The organism is Streptococcus oralis, from assembly GCF_021497885.1.
GTDB classification, from domain to species: domain Bacteria; phylum Bacillota; class Bacilli; order Lactobacillales; family Streptococcaceae; genus Streptococcus; species Streptococcus oralis_BQ.
Map to the genome: position 1 here is coordinate 1,286,181 of NZ_CP046523.1, position 16,138 is coordinate 1,302,318.

The following is a 16,138-nucleotide window of genomic DNA, read 5'->3' on the forward strand; positions in this document are numbered from 1 at the left end:
AATCACTCCTTCTATTTTATCATGAAACGAAGCTTACGACAAGAAAGCGAAGTTTCTCTTTTTTTAAGATTTTTTTAAAGAAATGAGGTATAATAAATCATAATTAAAGGAGAGTATCATGTCTAACTATCGTAGAACTTCAAAACCAAAAACAGAACACATCAAAAAGGGATTCACTGTCTTTCAAAAAACGATTGCTACCATCGGTAGTATCCTAGGCCTAATCACCGCTAGTATCACCATCATGAACGCCATGGATAATAACAAAAACAACAAAAAAGAACCGACAACAACCCAAACAACTGTTGTCAAGGAAATTCAAAAGGAATCCCCTCAGGAAAATACTACTCCTAACAAGGACAACACTTCTACTAAAGAAAATACCCCGCAAGAAGAAACTTCTCAATCCAACAAGAAAGAGGAGAAAAAAGAAGAACAAAAAACAACAACTCAGGACTCTTCTACACCAGCTACAAATAAAGAAACAAGCGATAACGGAACACAGTCAAATACGACGAGTTCTGAAACTAAAACGAACCAGTAAGCACAAAAATAACTTCTTTCCAAATTTGGAAAGAAGCTATTTTTTTATCGTTGCAATACTTTTCGCGGTTTGGTTCCTTCAGCTGGACCGATGACACCTGCCAGTTCGAGTTCTTCCATCAGGCGGGTCGCACGGTTAAATCCAACCGACAAACGACGCTGAATCATCGAAGCGCTGGCTTTCTGGGTTTCGATAACCAAAGCCTTAGCTTCTTCAAAAAGCGGATCGCCACCAGCTTCGCCGTCAGAGAAATCTCCATCATTTTCAGGGACGTCTCCTGGGTCAAAGCTGTCATCGTAGTCCGCATCTGCCTGAGCCTTGATGAAGTTTACGATACGTTCAACATCATCATCCGAGATAAAGGACCCTTGCAGACGGACTGGATGATTTTCATCAATTGGTTTAAAGAGCATATCTCCTCGACCAAGCAGTTTTTCTGCTCCATTCTCATCCAAGATGGTTCGTGAATCTGTACCTGATGAAACTGCAAAAGCCACACGAGAGGGGACATTTGCTTTGATGAGACCAGAGATGACATCAACCGATGGACGTTGCGTTGCGAGAATCATGTGAATCCCTGCAGCACGCGCCTTCTGCCCAAGACGAATGATGGCATCTTCCACTTCCTTGCTGGCCACCATCATAAGGTCTGCCAACTCATCTACAATGACAACAATCAAAGGCAGCGGTACTTGTTTGTACTCAGATTGGCTATTATATTCCTCGACCTTAGCATTGTAACCAGCGATATTTCGCACACCAACCTTAGCAAAGAGTTCATAACGGTTTTCCATCTCATCCACAACTTTTTGCAGGGCCTTGCTGGCCTTGCGTGGATTGGTCACAACTGGAATCAAGAGGTGAGGAATGTCATTGTAAACAGACAACTCAACCATCTTTGGATCCACCATCATAAACTTGACCTGATCTGGTCTTGCTTTCATAAGAATGCTAGCGATAATACCATTAACTGCGACTGACTTCCCTGATCCCGTCGAACCTGCAACGAGTAGGTGGGGCATCTTGGAAAGGTCAAAGGTGCGAGCCGTTCCATTAACCGCCTTCCCTAGAGGAATTTCGAGGAGATTTTCTGGTTTAGTCTGAGACTGTTCCCAGAGTTCACGGAAGGAAACGGTCGCAATTTCAGAGTTAGGAACCTCAATTCCGACTAAGGATTTACCAGGGATTGGAGCCTCAATCCGAACATCTTTGGCCGCCAGAGCAAGCGCTAAGTCGTCTGCCAGATTGGAAATACGGTTAACCCGTACACCAACTGCTGGCTTGACTTCATACTTGGTAACTGATGGCCCAATTTCAGCCCGTTCCACCGTCACCTTGATACCAAAGCTAGCAAAGGTTTCTTCTAGAATTTTGATATTTTCTCGAACAATCTTCTTTTCCTTGGACTGATCTTTGGGTTTATCTGGCGCAAAGAGTTGCAAGCTTGGTAGCTTGTATTCGAGGGCTTCCTTGGCAGAAAAATCAACCTGTACCTCTTCATCCTCAAAATCTTCCTCCATATCTGGAACGTCAAAATCAGTTTGAGGGAGGATAATCTCCGGTTCGATCCATTCTTCCTCAGGAATTGGTGGGAAATCGTAGTCTGGTACCTCTGATAAGATTTCTCCCGTTTCAGGATCTACAGGAGGAAGCGGTAATGCATCCTGTTCTTCTTGTTCTCTCTTGATTCTTGCTGCTTCTTCAGCTTCTTGACGAGCCTTCTCTTCTTCTCTCTTGATGAAGCGTTCTTGTTTTCTCTGTTCCTGTTTTTCCATGAAGGATCTGAACCGAGCTCCAATAAAGGTTGCAACATCATAAATAGACCAAGGACTAACCAAGAGTGCCCCGACTAGAATCAAGAGAACTCCAATAAAGTACGACCCGATATTTGAGAAAAGAAAGGCAATGGGGATATAAAGTCCAACACCAAGCAGGCCTCCACCAGCGAAGCTAGTCACCCGCATACCAGTCAGATCCGTCATAACTTGAGACAGGGTCCCTTTTAGAACTGACTGCTCCAAGCCATATTTCCATACCAAGTAGGCCTCAAAAATCAAGAGCAAGCCAGCGAAGATACAGAGAAATCCTGACAGAACCCCCTCCTGCTTGCGTATCCATTTAAATAGAAAAAGATAAATGAGAAGGGCACCTATAGCCACGTAGGCCAAACTTCCAACCACCAATCGAATGAGATTGTAAAGTGTGACACCTGCTGCACCGAGTTTGAGGGCTGCAATAATCAATAACAAGGCGATCCCTAAGGAAATCAACATCCTCTGAATAGCCTGTTTTCTTTCAAGTTCTGCTTTAGACGGTCTCCGTCTTGTTTTTGTAGTATTCTTGTTTGCCATTCTTCTATTATAACATATTTCACAGTCATTTCGAACAGAGAAAAAGATTGCACCAAAGGGTACAATCTTTCTATTTTGATACTTTTTTATGCTTGTGGTTTGCGTAGGTAACCATAAACCACACCACTTACGATTGCTCCAATCAAGACAAAGACTAGGTAAAGAAGGGCATTTGAAGTAAGGGCGATGACGAAGATTCCTCCGTGTGGTGCCATGAGTTTGATACCAGCAAGACCAACGAGTCCGCCTGCCACCGCAGAACCAAGGATGAAGCTTGGAATAGCACGAGCTGGGTCGGCTGCACCAAACGGAATCGCTCCCTCAGTGATAAATGACAAGCCCATGATGATGTTTGTCAAACCAGAGTTGCGCTCTTCCTTAGTGAATTTATCTTTGAAAAGAAGAGTTGCGACAAAGATTGCAAGTGGTGGAACCATTCCTCCAGCCATAACTGCTGCCATGGCTACAGAACCACCTGAAGAAACAGTCGCTGCAAGCGTACCTGTACCAAAGACATAAGCAGCTTTGTTGACTGGTCCACCCATGTCAACAGCCATCATGCCTCCAAGAACGATACCAAGAAGGACAGCTGAACCTCCTCCAAGACCGCCTAGGAAGTCATTCATGGCAGTGTTGATTGCTGCCATTGGAATGTTAACAGCCAACATAACAAATCCTGTCAAGATTGTTCCAAGAAGTGGCAAGAGAAGGATTGATTTAGCACCTTCAAGTGAACGAGGTACTTTAACATATTTCTTGATAGCAAGAACCAAGGCACCTGCGATAAATCCACCAACAAGGGCACCTAGGAAACCAGATGATACACCTGCAAGAGTTGAAGTTGCTTCACCACCTGCGGCATAAGGAATTTTACCAAAAGCAAAACCTTCTTTTGCAATAGCACCAGCCACAAAACCAGCTACCAAACCTGGTTTTTCAGCGATAGAGTAGGCTACGTATCCTGCAAAAACCGGAAGCATCAAGCCAAAAGCCGCGCCACCAATTTTCATGAACATGGAAGCTAGCTCATGGTAGGATCCGAGATTGCCAAGGCTATCTTGTGGCACACCAAAAGCTCCGTCGATTAAGAAGGCGAGGGCAATCATGATACCACCACCGATAACGAATGGCAACATTTGAGATACACCACTCATCAAGTGTTTGTAGAAGGCACCACCAAGGCTTTGTTTTTCCTTAGATGCTGTTGCAGCTTTTGCTCCATTAGCAGCATGGTAAACTTCAGCATCCCCAGAAAGAGCCAAGTTGATCAATTCTTCTGTCTTACGGATACCGTCTGCAACTGGACGATTAACCAATGGTTTGCCATCGAAACGATCCATTTCTACTGCCTTATCTGCTGCGATGATAACGGCTTTAGCCTTGCGGATGTCCTCTGATGTTAGTTGGTTCCCAACACCGCTGGCACCGTTGGTTTCAACCTTAATCCCAACACCCATTTCAATAGCCACTTTTTGAAGGGCCTCTTGGGCCATGTAAGTGTGGGCAATACCTGTCGTACAAGCCGTAACAGCTACGATAAAGTCGCCAGATTCATTGGCAGGTGCTTGAACAGGCTCCTCAGCTTTTTCTGAAGCTTGGTCAAAAAGTTCGATGACTTGGTCAGCTGATGTTACTTGACGAAGTTTGTCTGCAAAACCGTCTTTCATCAAGTATTGAGATAATTCTGCCAAGGCAGCCAAGTGAGTATCATTTGCACCTTCTGGAGCAGCAATCATGAAGAAGAGGTCTGTTGGTTGCCCATCCAAACTCTCATAGTCAACACCCTTGTTTGACTTAGCAAAGAGAACCGTTGCTTCTTTGACAGCAGAGTTTTTGCTGTGAGGCATAGCAATTCCGTCACCCAAACCAGTGGAAGTGAGAGCTTCACGCGCTAAGATTCCTTCTTTAAAGGTTTCAAAATCCGTCACATAACCGTGATCTACCAAGCTATGAATCATCTCTTCAATAGCTGCTGTTTTTTCAGTTGCCTGCAAATCCAGCAACATGACATCTTTTCTCAATAAGTCTTGAATTTTCATCGTTTTTCTACCTCAACTTTTTCATATGTTTCTTTAATAAATTCCGCTGTTGCCAAGTCATCCGAGAAGGTAGTTGCTGTTCCGCAAGCCACTCCCCATTTGAAGGCTTCTACCGCATCTTTTGATTTGACAAACTCACCTGTAAATCCGGCAACCATAGAATCGCCAGCTCCGACTGAATTTTTCACAATTCCCTTGATAGGTTTGGCGAAGTAAGCTCCCTCAGATGTGACAAGAAGAGCACCATCACCTGCCATAGAGATAATGACGTTTTGAGCACCTTTAGTCAGCAATTCTCGAGCATATTTCTCGATTTCATCTAAACTTTCGAGTTTCACTCCAAAGATAGCTCCAAGTTCGTGATTGTTTGGCTTGACCAAAAGTGGATGGTAGTCCAAACTATCAATCAAGGTCTGTCCTTCAAAGTCGCAAACCACTTGTGCACCAGTCTGGCGTGTCAAGGCAATCAAATCTTTGTAGATAACATTGCCTAGGTTCTTAGCACTCGAACCCGCAAACACAACCGTATCATCTGCTGTCAGACTAGATAAAATAGCTTTCAATTCTTCTAGCTGAGCTGGTTCCACATTTGGACCCGTTCCGTTGATTTCTGTTTCTTGGTCTGCTTTGATTTTAACATTGATACGAGTATCTTCTGCTACTTGGACAAAACGTGTATCGATTTCTTCCTCTGCCAATGTATCTGTGATAAATTTACCAGTAAAGCCTCCGATAAATCCCGTCGCTGTATTGGGAATATCCAAGCGTTTCAAGACACGACTGACATTGATTCCTTTCCCACCAGCAAACTTATCATCACTGTCCATACGATTGACACTGCCGACTTGAACTTGGTCCAAGCGAACGATATAGTCTATGGATGGATTGAGTGTGACTGTATAAATCATACTTCTATTACCTCCGTTTTCTTCTTAATAGCCTGCAAGAGCTCATGCCCTTGACTTGTGATGACAATGGCGCGTTTAAGTGGTGCTACCTTGGCAAAGCAAGTTTGACCAATCTTTGACGAATCGACTAAGACATAGGTTTGTTTGGCATTCTCTAAAATAGCACGCTTAACGGCTCCCTCCTCCATATCAGGAGTCGTATAATAACCATCGTCGACACCATTCATCCCGATAAAGGCACGGTCAAAGTGCAATTGATTGATTTGGTTAAGAGCAACACCGCCGATACATGCATCTGTTGCCATCTTGACACTTCCTCCAACCATGACAGTTGGAATCTGTTTTTCAACCAACTGAACCGCATGGTGAATGGAGTTGGTCACAACGGTAATATTCTTATTAACCAATTCCTTGATTAAAAAGGCAGTTGTCGTTCCAGCATCGATAAAGATAACATCTTTTTCCTTGATAAGAGAGGCTGCTTTCTGAGCAAGCAATTTCTTCTCTTGAAGGTTTTTGACAGATTTTTCTTGGATGGTTTCTTCTTCCTGCAAGGAGTGAGGTAATTCGGCTCCACCATGTACACGGCGAAGCTTGTTTTCTGTCTCCAACTCATCCAAATCTCTTCGTACCGTTGATTCTGATGTTTCTAATAGACTAACCAATTTTTCTAGGGAAACTACATGATGTTGATTTAACTCCTCTAAAATCAGTTGCTTCCGCTCAGTTTTTAACACCAAATCACCTCCTGTTATCGTTTACACTATTCATTCTAGCACATTTTCTACCAAAGTCAAGCATTTTTTATCATTTTCTTTCAAAAACTATCATTTTTGCCAATTCTGGAATTTTTATTGCAAGATGAAGCGCTTTATGGTAGACTATTTTAGTAAGCATTGGAAGATTACTCAAGAGGCTTAAGAGGCCGTGTTGGAAACGCGGTAGGCGTGTAACAGCGTGCGTGGGTTCGAATCCCATGTCTTCCGTAGAAAAACCAAAACAATTTCTAGGATACGACATCTGTTGTATCTTTTTTTGTATTCTTTTTTTACAAAAGAATACAAAAGGCAAAAACAAAAAACGTTGATTTAACAACGTTTTACCAAGAAATGCAAAAGAATAATGGAGCCGGTGGGAGTCGAACCCACGTCCAAACACCTGCCAACATATTTGTCTACAACCATAGGTTATGTATTGTTTTAACAGCTCCTCGACACATAACTCAAGCCTAGGAACTGCGAGTCTATTAATCTCTTATCAAACCACTAGACAAGGCTTAATCGTATCTCGCTAATCATAAGACCTGTCATTGAACACGAGCAATCCAAATCAGGTCACGCCTGCTGGTTTTTAGGCAGCTAGAGCGTAAGAAGTGTTATTTTTTGCAGTTATATTTAACTGAGCGTTTACGTCGCCACACGGGTTGCAAAATATGCCTCATAATGCCTGTCGAATCCGTAACGACCCCAAAAGACGATAGAACCATTATAACCTATCTTCATAAAAAATGCAAAATCAAGCCACCTCTTTAGAAAAGATACCCTTTTAAGGCTTCCGATAAGGCTTGATAACCGGCTACACTTAGATGGAGACCATCCGTTGTATAGGCTGATTGAAGCTGTCCTTCTGAATCTGTCAAACTATCATAAACAGGCACAAAATCTACCTGCATATAGGCAGATGCCAGAGCCTCATAGGCTTGATTCCACTCCCTAATCTTTTCATTGGTACGAATATAAACTGTCTGCTTGTATTCTTTTCCTTTATTGACTGGCAGAATAGAAACAAGCTTTATTTGTGACAGCGGATATTCTCGAGCAATCGATTGGATCACACCTTCAAGATTTTCCAAAGCTTCATTCATAGAAACATCTTTTCCGATATCATTTGTCCCAATTAGGAGAACAATTTGATCGACAGCATCACCATACAGATGGGCATCTAGATTCTCTAATAAAAGTCTCGTCTGGTAGCCTCGGATGCCACGATTGACAATCGTCTTGGCCGTCCCAAACAACTCTTGAAGAGGGTAATATTCCACAATCGAATCACCAATAAAGATGATATCTGGCTCTAGAACAGATACTTGATTCAATTCACGATACTTGGTTTGAATCTTTGCCTGCTCTTTTAGGAGCCAATTCTCTAATAACTGTACTGCCACCCTATCCCTCTTTCTCTAACCAATTCTCTAGAACTTGATAGACGCCCGCCTGGCTGTTAGCTGGTGCTAGGGCAGTCGCAACTGCCTTGACCTCATCATCAGCATTTTCCATAGCATAGGCAATTCCAGCCAGCTCTAACATTTCGACATCGTTTTCACTATCACCAAAAGCCATAATTTGTTCTGATGTCAAATCCCAGCGCTTGAGTAATCCTTCCAATCCCCAAGCCTTGTGAACACCAGCTTGCAGGATATCAATACAGCCATAACCGCTAGAAACAGCCCTTACACAACCATCAAAAAGGTCATTGATTTCCTGCAAAACTGAACTAGAACGTTCTTCACCAACGACCATGCTCATCTTTAGAACTCCTCCAAAGAGGTCTGAGTTTAGCTCATCCACAAAATTTGTCCTTTGGTAAAGTTTTTCAATCATCTCTGGAGTCATAAATTTTTCCAGGTCTGTAAAAACCGTTCCTTCCTTGACAAAACTCCCATTCATACTGGTAACGACAAACTGATCTCGACACTCCCTCCCTTTAAAATGAAGGAGAGCCTTGTCAACCATAGCATCATCCCAAATCTGCGCTTGAATCAGTTCATTGTTTTCAAAAATACGTGCCCCATTGGCAACGACTAGAACTACTCTACTCGCCAAGTGCTCCAGTAATTGCCTCATACGGTGAACTTCATTCCCTGTCGCAATGACAAAACGGATACCTCGTTCATCTAATTGGTCTAAAATCTTTTCTAAACGTGGCAAGTCCAGTTGCCCTCTTGGATCCAGCAAAGTTCCATCCATATCCGTTGCAATCAATTTAATCGTCATCTTGTCTCCTTTAGGGCGAGTACCTACCACTTCAACCCTACATGCTCATTCATTTCTTTATAGGCCGTGTCAATTCGTTCCTTGGTCGCCTCGTCCAACTTGTCACGGTGACTGCCTCCCTCGATGAAGTCCTCTAGGATATAGGTCTGATAGAGGAAGAGCGGATAACCTTCTGGAGAGTAAGTCCCTTTGGGTGTTCGATTGACCCAAGTAGGATGCGCTTTGGCCGTTTCAATCCTAGTCTTGCCATCTTTTTTCTTAATGGTCACATCCATGAGAACACCGCGCTCCGTCCACTTGGCATTTTCCTCATCTTGCATGGTTTCAATGCGCTGGTTTGAGAGGAAATTTCCCATGGAGTAGATGATCAGTTTTTTGTCACCATCTTTTTCAACTGTTTCAGCAGGTTCAACGACGTGAGGATGCCCTCCAAAGATAATATCAGCTCCCCAGTCAATCATCTTGTGGTACAGTGTTTTCTGTTCCTCCGTTGGTTCTAGCTGGTACTCAATTCCCATCTGAGGCATGATGACAGTAATATCCGCCTCCTTCTCTGCACGCTCGATTTCTGCCTTCATCTTATCTTCATTCAAATCAGAAAGATAGCGATTATAGTCCTCTTGAGAGATATACTGCTCAATGCCATTAAAACCGTAGGAATAGGCCAAGAGAGCTACCTTGATACCATTGACCTCCTTGATAACTATAGGGGCTTGGTCACGGGATTCATGTGTGTAGACTCCGATGGGTGTCATTCCAGCCTTTTCAATAGCTTGAGCCGTTGAAACCACTCCCTCTATCTGAGAATCCAAGATGTGATTGTGAGCCAAGTCTAGAACTTGATAGCCTGCATCTTTGATCGCATCCATGACTTCTCCAGGTGCATTAAAGAGAGGGTAACCTGCCAAGTAGTGGTCTTTGTTCACCGTTCCTTCAAAATCACCAATCACCAAATCAGCTTGTTTGAGCCAGGGTTTTACATACTCAAAATTTTCATGGAAATCATAAGTTCCATCTTCTTTAAGAGCTGTTCGGTAGATAGGGATATGGTAGAGGAGGTCACCATTTGCCATGATACGCGCCGTCGTTTCACCAGATTCATTTTCTTTGGACTGGCTAGACGTCGTAGTCTGACTGTTAGGGCTTGTTCCCTTGCTGCCTTGTACTGTTCGAACCAGCAAGTTCAATCCCATGGACAAGGCAACTGCAAGCAATAACACAATAATAAACTGGGCATTTGTCCAAGATTTATAGTTCCGAAGGAAACCAATACTACTCTTCAACAATCCAAAAATAGGACCATGAGGCCGTCGATCTTGTCGCTTTTCCATCTTTATCCCCCCTTGCTTTTACTGCAAGTCTTTTCTTTTATTATACCACAGACAAAAGGGGAATATCGTTTATTATATTATTTTTTAGAAACTTCTGCGACTTTCTTTCTCGCCTATTTTGTGTTATCATGTAGAGGTAATGAAAGGAGAGAAAATGTCTGCTATAGAACGTATTACAAAAGCTGCTCATTTAATTGATATGAACGATATTATCCGCGAGGGGAATCCAACTCTACGCGCAGTTGCTGATGATGTCACTTTCCCACTGTCTGACCAGGAAATCATCCTTGGTGAAAAGATGATGCAATTCCTCAAACATTCCCAAGATCCTGTTATGGCTGAAAAGATGGGGCTCCGCGGTGGGGTTGGATTGGCCGCTCCCCAACTCGATATCTCAAAACGCGTTATTGCCGTCTTGGTCCCAAATATTGTAGAAGAAGGCGAAACTCCACAGGAAGCCTACGATTTGCAAGCCATTATGTACAATCCAAAAATCGTATCCCACTCTGTTCAGGACGCTGCTCTTGGCGAAGGAGAAGGTTGCCTATCTGTTGACCGTAACGTGCCAGGCTATGTTGTCCGCCATGCCCGTGTCACTGTTGATTACTTTGACAAGGACGGCGAAAAACACCGTATCAAACTCAAAGGCTACAACTCTATCGTTGTTCAGCATGAAATTGATCATCTAAACGGAATCATGTTTTACGATCGTATCAATGAAAAAGACCCATTTGCTGTCAAAGAAGGACTCCTCATCCTTGAATAAAGAAAATCCCGTTGCAAAACGGGGTTTTGTGTTATAATAGAGGCATGAAAACAAATGATATTGTCTATGGCGTCCATGCCGTTACTGAAGCCCTGCTTGCAAACACCGGAAACAAACTCTACCTCCAAGAAGATTTAAGGGGGAAGAATGTTGAGAAAGTCAAGGAACTGGCTGCTGAGAAAAAGGTGTCCATCTCTTGGACCTCAAAAAAATCCCTCTCTGAAATGACCGAAGGTGCCGTCCATCAAGGATTTGTCCTTAGAGTATCTGAATTTGCCTATAGCGAGCTCGATCAAATCCTTGCCAAAACGCGGCAAGAAGAAAATCCTTTGCTATTGATTCTGGATGGGTTAACTGATCCCCATAATCTGGGTTCTATCTTGAGAACTGCTGATGCGACCAATGTTTCAGGTGTCATCATTCCCAAGCACCGTGCTGTCGGAGTTACTCCTGTCGTTGCCAAAACGGCCACAGGTGCCATTGAGCACGTACCGATTGCCCGAGTAACCAATCTTAGTCAAACCTTAGATAAACTCAAGGATGAAGGTTTCTGGACCTTTGGAACGGATATGAACGGTACTCCTTGCCACAAATGGAATACAAAAGGGAAAATCGCCCTCATCATTGGAAATGAAGGAAAAGGCATCTCGAGCAACATCAAAAAGCAGGTTGATGAGATGATTACCATTCCCATGAATGGACATGTTCAAAGCCTTAATGCCAGTGTTGCTGCAGCCATTCTCATGTACGAAGTTTTCCGAAACCGGCTATAAAAAGTTTCCAATCAACCTGATTGGAAACTTTTTTATGATTAACTATGTTCGGTAATAAACTTGTAGGCTTCTTGCCCAGCGATAGCCCCATCACCAACTGCTGTTGTCACTTGGCGAAGGTCTTTCTGACGAACATCCCCAACCGCAAAGATACCATCAACGGCAGTCTTCATGTGATTATCTGTTACAATCCAGCCTGACTGATCTTGAATATTCAAATCCTTAACAAAATCACTAACAGGGTCTAGTCCAACATAGATAAAGACACCTCCAAAGGCTTGCTCTGTCACTTGACCAGTTTTCACATTTTCAAATACAACTGACTCTACTCGGTTTTCACCTTTGATTTCCTTGACTACAGAATTCCAGATAAAGTTGACTTTCTCATTTGCAAAGGCACGGTCTTGTAAAACATTTTGAGCACGAAGTTCATCTCGACGGTGAACAATCGTGACAGATTTGGCAAAGCGAGTCAAGAAAAGAGCTTCTTCTACCGCAGAATCTCCACCACCGACTACGAGCAAGTCTTGGTCACGGAAGAAAGCTCCATCACAGACCGCACAGTAAGAAACACCTCGGCTATTTAGTTCTTCTTCTCCAGGAACACCCAAAAGACGGTGTTTAGACCCAGTTGCCACGATGACAGTACGGGTTTCATAAACTTGGTCATCAGTGATGACCTTCTTATAATCAGCATGATCTTCAATCTTTTCAACAAATCCATAAAGGTGTTCTACTCCAAGATTTTCAAGAGGTTCAAACATCTTCTCTGCCAATTCAGGTCCACTAATATTGGCATATCCAGGATAGTTTTCGATATCAGATGTGTTGTTCATTTGCCCACCTGGCAGACCACCTTCAATCAAAGCCACTTTCAGATTGCTTCGAGCAGCATATAAGGCAGCTGTCATTCCCGCAGGTCCAGCACCGATAATAATCGTATCGTACATTTCGATTCCTTCTTTCTTGTTGTAACTGTCTTTATTCTAACTTATTCTTGCTAGTCACGCAAGGATTATGCCTTGAAAACCAAGAGCAAACTCATAACGGCAAAGGATAACACCGGAACTACCAAAACTCCAATCATAATCATATCATAGAGATGGGCTTGACGAGCCTTGGCTGTCTTGTCCACACCAGACATAGCTCGCAATCCAATCCAAATCCCTAAAAAAATCACGACGAGAATGGTCGTTAAGATCAAACTCTCGAAATACAAAGAAAATAGTTGCAGCAGCATGATCTCTCTCGTTTCTATCTTTTTTAAAGAGTAAACTCAGCTAGTCCAACTAACTGAGTTTTCCTTTTTCTATTATATCAAATATAAGTCCGTTTGTAACTAGCGAAGAATTCTTTTGTCCGTTCTTCTTTCGGATAATTGATGATTTCATCCGGTGTGCCAGACTCGATGATTTTCCCTTTATCTAGGAATAAAACCTTGTCTGCCACTTGAGCCACAAAAGACATATCGTGACTAACCAAGATCATGGTCTGACCAGACTTGGCGGCGTCTGCAATAGACTTTTCCACTTCTCCGACCAATTCTGGGTCAAGGGCTGAAGTTGGCTCGTCCAAGAGCAAGACGTCTGGTTTCATAGCGAGGGCACGCGCTAGGGCAACCCGTTGCTTCTGTCCACCTGATAAATGGCGAGGGTAATGTTGCTCCCGGTCAGAAAGACCGACCTTAGCCAACTCTTCCTTGGCAATTTTTGTTGCTTCCTCGTCCGATAGTTTCTTAACAACAACCAAACCTTCCTTAACATTGTCAAGGGCTGTTCGGCGTTCAAACAAATTAAACTGTTGGAAAACCATGGACAACTTGCGACGAAGGGTTAGAATCTCCTCTTGACTAATCTGAGAAAAATCAACTTTAAAATTGTCAATCTGAATCGTTCCACTATCTGGAGTTTCAAGGTAGTTCAAACTACGAAGAAAGGTTGATTTCCCTGCTCCAGATGAACCAATCAAGGCCACTACTTCTCCCTTTTGGATCTCCAAGTTCAGATGATTCAAGACTGTCTGTCCTGAAAAGGATTTGCTTAAATTCGAAATCTTAATCATTAACGAAGGTCTCCTTTCACATCTGTAGATACCGCATCCGGCGCTGAGATAGCCATTCTTCTCTCAATGAAACGGCCGAGGCTTTCAATTCCAATATTGACTACCCAATAAACAAGGGCAACGGAGATGAAACGTTCAAAGTAACGATAATCTGCTCCACCTAAAATCTGAGCTTGGGCAAAGACTTCCACAACACCCGCACTAAAGGCTAGTGAAGTTCCCTTGGTCAAACCGATAAGGGAGTTAATCAAGGTCGGTGTTGCTACCACCGCTGCATTTGGAATAATCACACGACGATAAACTTGCGCTCGTGTCATACCAAGACTGCGTGCTGCCTCAATCTCACCTGGATTGACAGAAAGGATGGCTGCACGAATGGTTTCACTGGCATAAGCCGCCTCATTAAAGGCAAAGGCCACAATCGCAAAAAGTGCCGCTGGAATCGCATTGATATTCAAACCAGTTCCCCATTGTTGGTTGATAGCTTTCAGTGCCAAAGGAATTCCGTAGTAGGTCAACATGAGTTGAACTAGGATTGGGGTACCTTTTAAAAAGCTGACAAAAAAAGCCTGCAAGGGATACAATATCTTAACACGATTGATCTTAACAATGGCAAAAATCAAAGCCAGGACCAAACCAAAAATCGCACCTCCAAGAGTCAACATCAAGGTTGTAGGCAGTTGTTGGACAATCCTTGGAATCCCATCAAAAACCGAACGCAAGCTAAAGAGCTTACCGTCTGGAATCAGCTGCATCAAACTTTGGTACCAATCTGATGCTAAAAATGTTGTAACAGTCATAAAAACATCCTCTCCTGATAATGATTCATTCTATCATACTTCTGCTCGCAAGCAAATTATTTGCTACGGGCTAATCAGACTTTGTCTATCTTCTAGTTTATCACACTTTAAAACAGGGAGGCTATATATTTTACCTATCAAGGAGATAGATAAAAACTATCTCAAACCTAAGTCCTCATAGCTTTTTCTATAGCCGATTTGTTTAACAGCACCATTCTCCACCAAAATTGGACGTTTTAACAACATGCCATCACTAGCCAGAAGCTTAGCTGCTTCTTGTTTTGACAAGCTTCCCACCTTATCCTTCAAACCCAGTTCACGGTATTTAATCCCGCTGGTATTGAAAAATTGTTTCACTTCAAAACCAGAAGTTTCCAACCAATTCAAAATCACTTCTTCACTTGGTGTTTCTTCTACAATATGGACGTCTTGGTAGTCAAGTCCGAGTTGGTCTAGTTCATTTTTGGCTTTCTTACAAGTTGAACATTTTGGGTATTCGATAAATTCTAGCATCTTCTTTTCTTTCTATTTTTTATTTTCTTGAAATGCTGCACCTTCATGTTGCAAGAGCCAAGCTTTCTTTTCGACTCCAGATGCATAGCCTGTCAAGCGATTGCCTGATCCCAGCACACGATGACAGGGTACGAGGATGGACCAAGGATTACGTCCCACTGCTCCACCAATCGCTTGGGCAGAAGCCACTTGCAAGTCTTGAGCTATTTGTCCGTAAGTTACTGTTTGACCATAAGGAATGGCCTGTAAGTAAGCCCAGACCCGCTTTTCAAAATCCGTTCCAATGGGAGCCAGAGGTAAGGAAGACAAATCTTGAGCACATCCATCAAAGTAAGTATCTAAATAGGAAATAACTTGCTCTAATACAGGATGACTACCAACTTCTTCTATCGTTTCATCCCCTAGTCCCCTCTCAAAATGAGTTTGGTTCTGTACCCAAATGCCATATAGATATTGCTTGTCAGCAACTAAGGATAAGGTTCCAATTGGCGACGGGTAGAGCATCTTTGCGTACTTATTCTGCTTCATTTTTTTAATTTCTGATAGGCCAAGCGTTCCCCATCAACTGGAACTTTTCCGACCTGCTGGAATCCTAGCTTTTCAAAAATATGCTGCATGGCCTTGTTTTCTGCATGCGTATCTGAACGAAAATCTAGATAATCAAAACCTTCAATCAAGCCTTCTAGGAAAGTCTGAGCAACACCTTGTCCTTGGACATCTGCTGCCACAGCGATACGGTGAAAGACCAGATATTCTGATTCTCCCCCCTGCCAACTTCCTTCATAAATAGCTTCATAGGGTTCCTCTGGGCACTTGGTCACAGCAGCATAGGCTAGCAGTTCTCCTTCTTCCAAGGCCACATAAGCTTGACCAGAGATGATATCATCAATAATGATGTCGGCATTTGGATAGCCATTTTGCCACTGGTCGCTACCAGACTCAGCTAAGCACTTTTTGGCATCCTCCATCACCTGCATAATCGCATCTACTTCGTTTGGAAAAGCTAAACGAATCTCCATCTTTTCCCCTCATTTCTAACTAGTTTCTCTCATCATAGCA

The 16,138-nt window shown here is 43.0% G+C and carries 17 protein-coding genes, 1 tRNA gene and 1 other RNA gene; 4 read left to right on the forward strand and 15 right to left on the reverse strand.

Annotation, left to right across the window (positions count from 1 at the left end; translation table 11 throughout):
- Nucleotides 1–118: 118 nt before the first annotated feature.
- On the forward strand, nucleotides 119–544 hold the full coding sequence (locus tag GOM48_RS06570; protein ID WP_235096513.1) for a DUF6556 family protein: 426 nt from the start codon (nucleotides 119–121) through the stop codon (nucleotides 542–544).
- Nucleotides 545–588: 44 nt separating this feature from the next.
- On the opposite strand, the gene GOM48_RS06575 is transcribed toward GOM48_RS06570, so the two are convergent.
- The 4 genes from GOM48_RS06575 to GOM48_RS06590 all read right to left on the reverse strand — a co-directional run bounded on the left by GOM48_RS06575 (nucleotide 589) and on the right by GOM48_RS06590 (nucleotide 6,579).
- Complete coding sequence (locus GOM48_RS06575) at nucleotides 589–2,895, reverse strand: DNA translocase FtsK (protein ID WP_321159595.1); 2,307 nt, start codon at nucleotides 2,893–2,895, stop codon at nucleotides 589–591.
- Nucleotides 2,896–2,981: 86 nt separating this feature from the next.
- A complete protein-coding gene (locus GOM48_RS06580) occupies nucleotides 2,982–4,934 on the reverse strand; it encodes a fructose-specific PTS transporter subunit EIIC (RefSeq protein WP_235096514.1) in 1,953 nt (650 codons plus the stop codon).
- Nucleotides 4,931–5,842, reverse strand: a complete 912-nt coding sequence (pfkB, locus tag GOM48_RS06585) for a 1-phosphofructokinase (RefSeq protein WP_235096515.1) — start codon at nucleotides 5,840–5,842, stop codon at nucleotides 4,931–4,933. The genes GOM48_RS06580 and pfkB overlap by 4 nt, the downstream gene beginning before the upstream one ends.
- Nucleotides 5,839–6,579 (reverse strand): DeoR/GlpR family DNA-binding transcription regulator, encoded by a 741-nt coding sequence (locus GOM48_RS06590; RefSeq protein ID WP_235096516.1) that lies wholly within the window; start codon nucleotides 6,577–6,579, stop codon nucleotides 5,839–5,841. The genes pfkB and GOM48_RS06590 overlap by 4 nt, the downstream gene beginning before the upstream one ends.
- Before the next feature lie 161 nt (nucleotides 6,580–6,740).
- On the opposite strand from GOM48_RS06590, the gene GOM48_RS06595 reads away from it, so the two are divergent.
- Nucleotides 6,741–6,828 (forward strand) — tRNA-Ser (locus GOM48_RS06595).
- 134 nt (nucleotides 6,829–6,962) lie between these two features.
- Here GOM48_RS06595 and ssrA read toward each other — a convergent pair.
- The 4 genes from ssrA to GOM48_RS06615 all read right to left on the reverse strand — a co-directional run bounded on the left by ssrA (nucleotide 6,963) and on the right by GOM48_RS06615 (nucleotide 10,166).
- Nucleotides 6,963–7,310: a transfer-messenger RNA gene (gene ssrA, locus GOM48_RS06600) on the reverse strand.
- 60 nt (nucleotides 7,311–7,370) lie between these two features.
- Nucleotides 7,371–8,006, reverse strand: a complete 636-nt coding sequence (locus tag GOM48_RS06605; RefSeq protein WP_235096517.1) for an SGNH/GDSL hydrolase family protein — start codon at nucleotides 8,004–8,006, stop codon at nucleotides 7,371–7,373.
- Nucleotide 8,007: 1 nt separating this feature from the next.
- Complete coding sequence (locus GOM48_RS06610; protein ID WP_235096518.1) at nucleotides 8,008–8,835, reverse strand: Cof-type HAD-IIB family hydrolase; 828 nt, start codon at nucleotides 8,833–8,835, stop codon at nucleotides 8,008–8,010.
- 23 nt (nucleotides 8,836–8,858) lie between these two features.
- Nucleotides 8,859–10,166, reverse strand: coding sequence for a CapA family protein (locus GOM48_RS06615; protein WP_235096519.1), 1,308 nt, complete (start codon nucleotides 10,164–10,166; stop codon nucleotides 8,859–8,861).
- A gap of 154 nt (nucleotides 10,167–10,320) precedes the next feature.
- Here GOM48_RS06615 and def point away from each other — a divergent pair, with 154 nt between their 5' ends.
- The gene (def, locus tag GOM48_RS06620) at nucleotides 10,321–10,932 is read left to right on the forward strand and encodes a peptide deformylase (RefSeq protein WP_235096520.1); all 612 of its coding nucleotides are present in this window, start codon (nucleotides 10,321–10,323) and stop codon (nucleotides 10,930–10,932) included.
- Between the two features lie 44 nt (nucleotides 10,933–10,976).
- A complete protein-coding gene (gene rlmB, locus GOM48_RS06625; RefSeq protein WP_084972590.1) occupies nucleotides 10,977–11,705 on the forward strand; it encodes a 23S rRNA (guanosine(2251)-2'-O)-methyltransferase RlmB in 729 nt (242 codons plus the stop codon).
- Between the two features lie 38 nt (nucleotides 11,706–11,743).
- On the opposite strand, the gene trxB is transcribed toward rlmB, so the two are convergent.
- The 7 genes from trxB to GOM48_RS06660 all read right to left on the reverse strand — a co-directional run bounded on the left by trxB (nucleotide 11,744) and on the right by GOM48_RS06660 (nucleotide 16,098).
- Nucleotides 11,744–12,655 (reverse strand): thioredoxin-disulfide reductase, encoded by a 912-nt coding sequence (gene trxB / locus GOM48_RS06630; protein WP_235096521.1) that lies wholly within the window; start codon nucleotides 12,653–12,655, stop codon nucleotides 11,744–11,746.
- 65 nt (nucleotides 12,656–12,720) lie between these two features.
- Nucleotides 12,721–12,945 carry a DUF4059 family protein gene (locus GOM48_RS06635; RefSeq protein ID WP_000926603.1) on the reverse strand — a complete coding sequence of 75 codons (225 nt, stop codon included), beginning with the start codon at nucleotides 12,943–12,945 and terminating at the stop codon, nucleotides 12,721–12,723.
- Nucleotides 12,946–13,022: 77 nt separating this feature from the next.
- Nucleotides 13,023–13,766, reverse strand: coding sequence for an amino acid ABC transporter ATP-binding protein (locus GOM48_RS06640; protein WP_235096522.1), 744 nt, complete (start codon nucleotides 13,764–13,766; stop codon nucleotides 13,023–13,025).
- Nucleotides 13,766–14,566, reverse strand: coding sequence for an amino acid ABC transporter permease (locus tag GOM48_RS06645; protein WP_235096523.1), 801 nt, complete (start codon nucleotides 14,564–14,566; stop codon nucleotides 13,766–13,768). The genes GOM48_RS06640 and GOM48_RS06645 overlap by 1 nt, the downstream gene beginning before the upstream one ends.
- A 156-nt stretch (nucleotides 14,567–14,722) precedes the next feature.
- Complete coding sequence (locus GOM48_RS06650; protein WP_000889070.1) at nucleotides 14,723–15,079, reverse strand: arsenate reductase family protein; 357 nt, start codon at nucleotides 15,077–15,079, stop codon at nucleotides 14,723–14,725.
- Between the two features lie 12 nt (nucleotides 15,080–15,091).
- Entirely contained in the window at nucleotides 15,092–15,607 is a 516-nt protein-coding gene (locus GOM48_RS06655; protein WP_235096524.1) for a methylated-DNA--[protein]-cysteine S-methyltransferase, read from the reverse strand.
- On the reverse strand, nucleotides 15,604–16,098 hold the full coding sequence (locus GOM48_RS06660; RefSeq protein ID WP_235096525.1) for a GNAT family N-acetyltransferase: 495 nt from the start codon (nucleotides 16,096–16,098) through the stop codon (nucleotides 15,604–15,606). Before GOM48_RS06660 ends, GOM48_RS06655 begins: the two co-directional genes overlap by 4 nt.
- Nucleotides 16,099–16,138 lie beyond the last annotated feature (40 nt).

What these genes read in the sequence shown, in the direction of transcription:
- GOM48_RS06570 (WP_235096513.1), top strand. Translation starts at nt 119, where the DNA reads ATGTCTAACTATCGTAGAACTTCAAAACCAAAAACAGAACACATCAAA.
- GOM48_RS06650 (WP_000889070.1), bottom strand. Translation starts at nt 15,079, where the DNA reads ATGCTAGAATTTATCGAATACCCAAAATGTTCAACTTGTAAGAAAGCC.
- GOM48_RS06615 (WP_235096519.1), bottom strand. Translation starts at nt 10,166, where the DNA reads ATGGAAAAGCGACAAGATCGACGGCCTCATGGTCCTATTTTTGGATTG.
- rlmB (WP_084972590.1), top strand. Translation starts at nt 10,977, where the DNA reads ATGAAAACAAATGATATTGTCTATGGCGTCCATGCCGTTACTGAAGCC.
- GOM48_RS06655 (WP_235096524.1), bottom strand. Translation starts at nt 15,607, where the DNA reads ATGAAGCAGAATAAGTACGCAAAGATGCTCTACCCGTCGCCAATTGGA.
- GOM48_RS06660 (WP_235096525.1), bottom strand. Translation starts at nt 16,098, where the DNA reads ATGGAGATTCGTTTAGCTTTTCCAAACGAAGTAGATGCGATTATGCAG.
- GOM48_RS06635 (WP_000926603.1), bottom strand. Translation starts at nt 12,945, where the DNA reads ATGCTGCTGCAACTATTTTCTTTGTATTTCGAGAGTTTGATCTTAACG.
- GOM48_RS06640 (WP_235096522.1), bottom strand. Translation starts at nt 13,766, where the DNA reads ATGATTAAGATTTCGAATTTAAGCAAATCCTTTTCAGGACAGACAGTC.
- GOM48_RS06645 (WP_235096523.1), bottom strand. Translation starts at nt 14,566, where the DNA reads ATGACTGTTACAACATTTTTAGCATCAGATTGGTACCAAAGTTTGATG.
- GOM48_RS06580 (WP_235096514.1), bottom strand. Translation starts at nt 4,934, where the DNA reads ATGAAAATTCAAGACTTATTGAGAAAAGATGTCATGTTGCTGGATTTG.
- trxB (WP_235096521.1), bottom strand. Translation starts at nt 12,655, where the DNA reads ATGTACGATACGATTATTATCGGTGCTGGACCTGCGGGAATGACAGCT.
- GOM48_RS06610 (WP_235096518.1), bottom strand. Translation starts at nt 8,835, where the DNA reads ATGACGATTAAATTGATTGCAACGGATATGGATGGAACTTTGCTGGAT.
- def (WP_235096520.1), top strand. Translation starts at nt 10,321, where the DNA reads ATGTCTGCTATAGAACGTATTACAAAAGCTGCTCATTTAATTGATATG.
- GOM48_RS06575 (WP_321159595.1), bottom strand. Translation starts at nt 2,895, where the DNA reads ATGGCAAACAAGAATACTACAAAAACAAGACGGAGACCGTCTAAAGCA.
- pfkB (WP_235096515.1), bottom strand. Translation starts at nt 5,842, where the DNA reads ATGATTTATACAGTCACACTCAATCCATCCATAGACTATATCGTTCGC.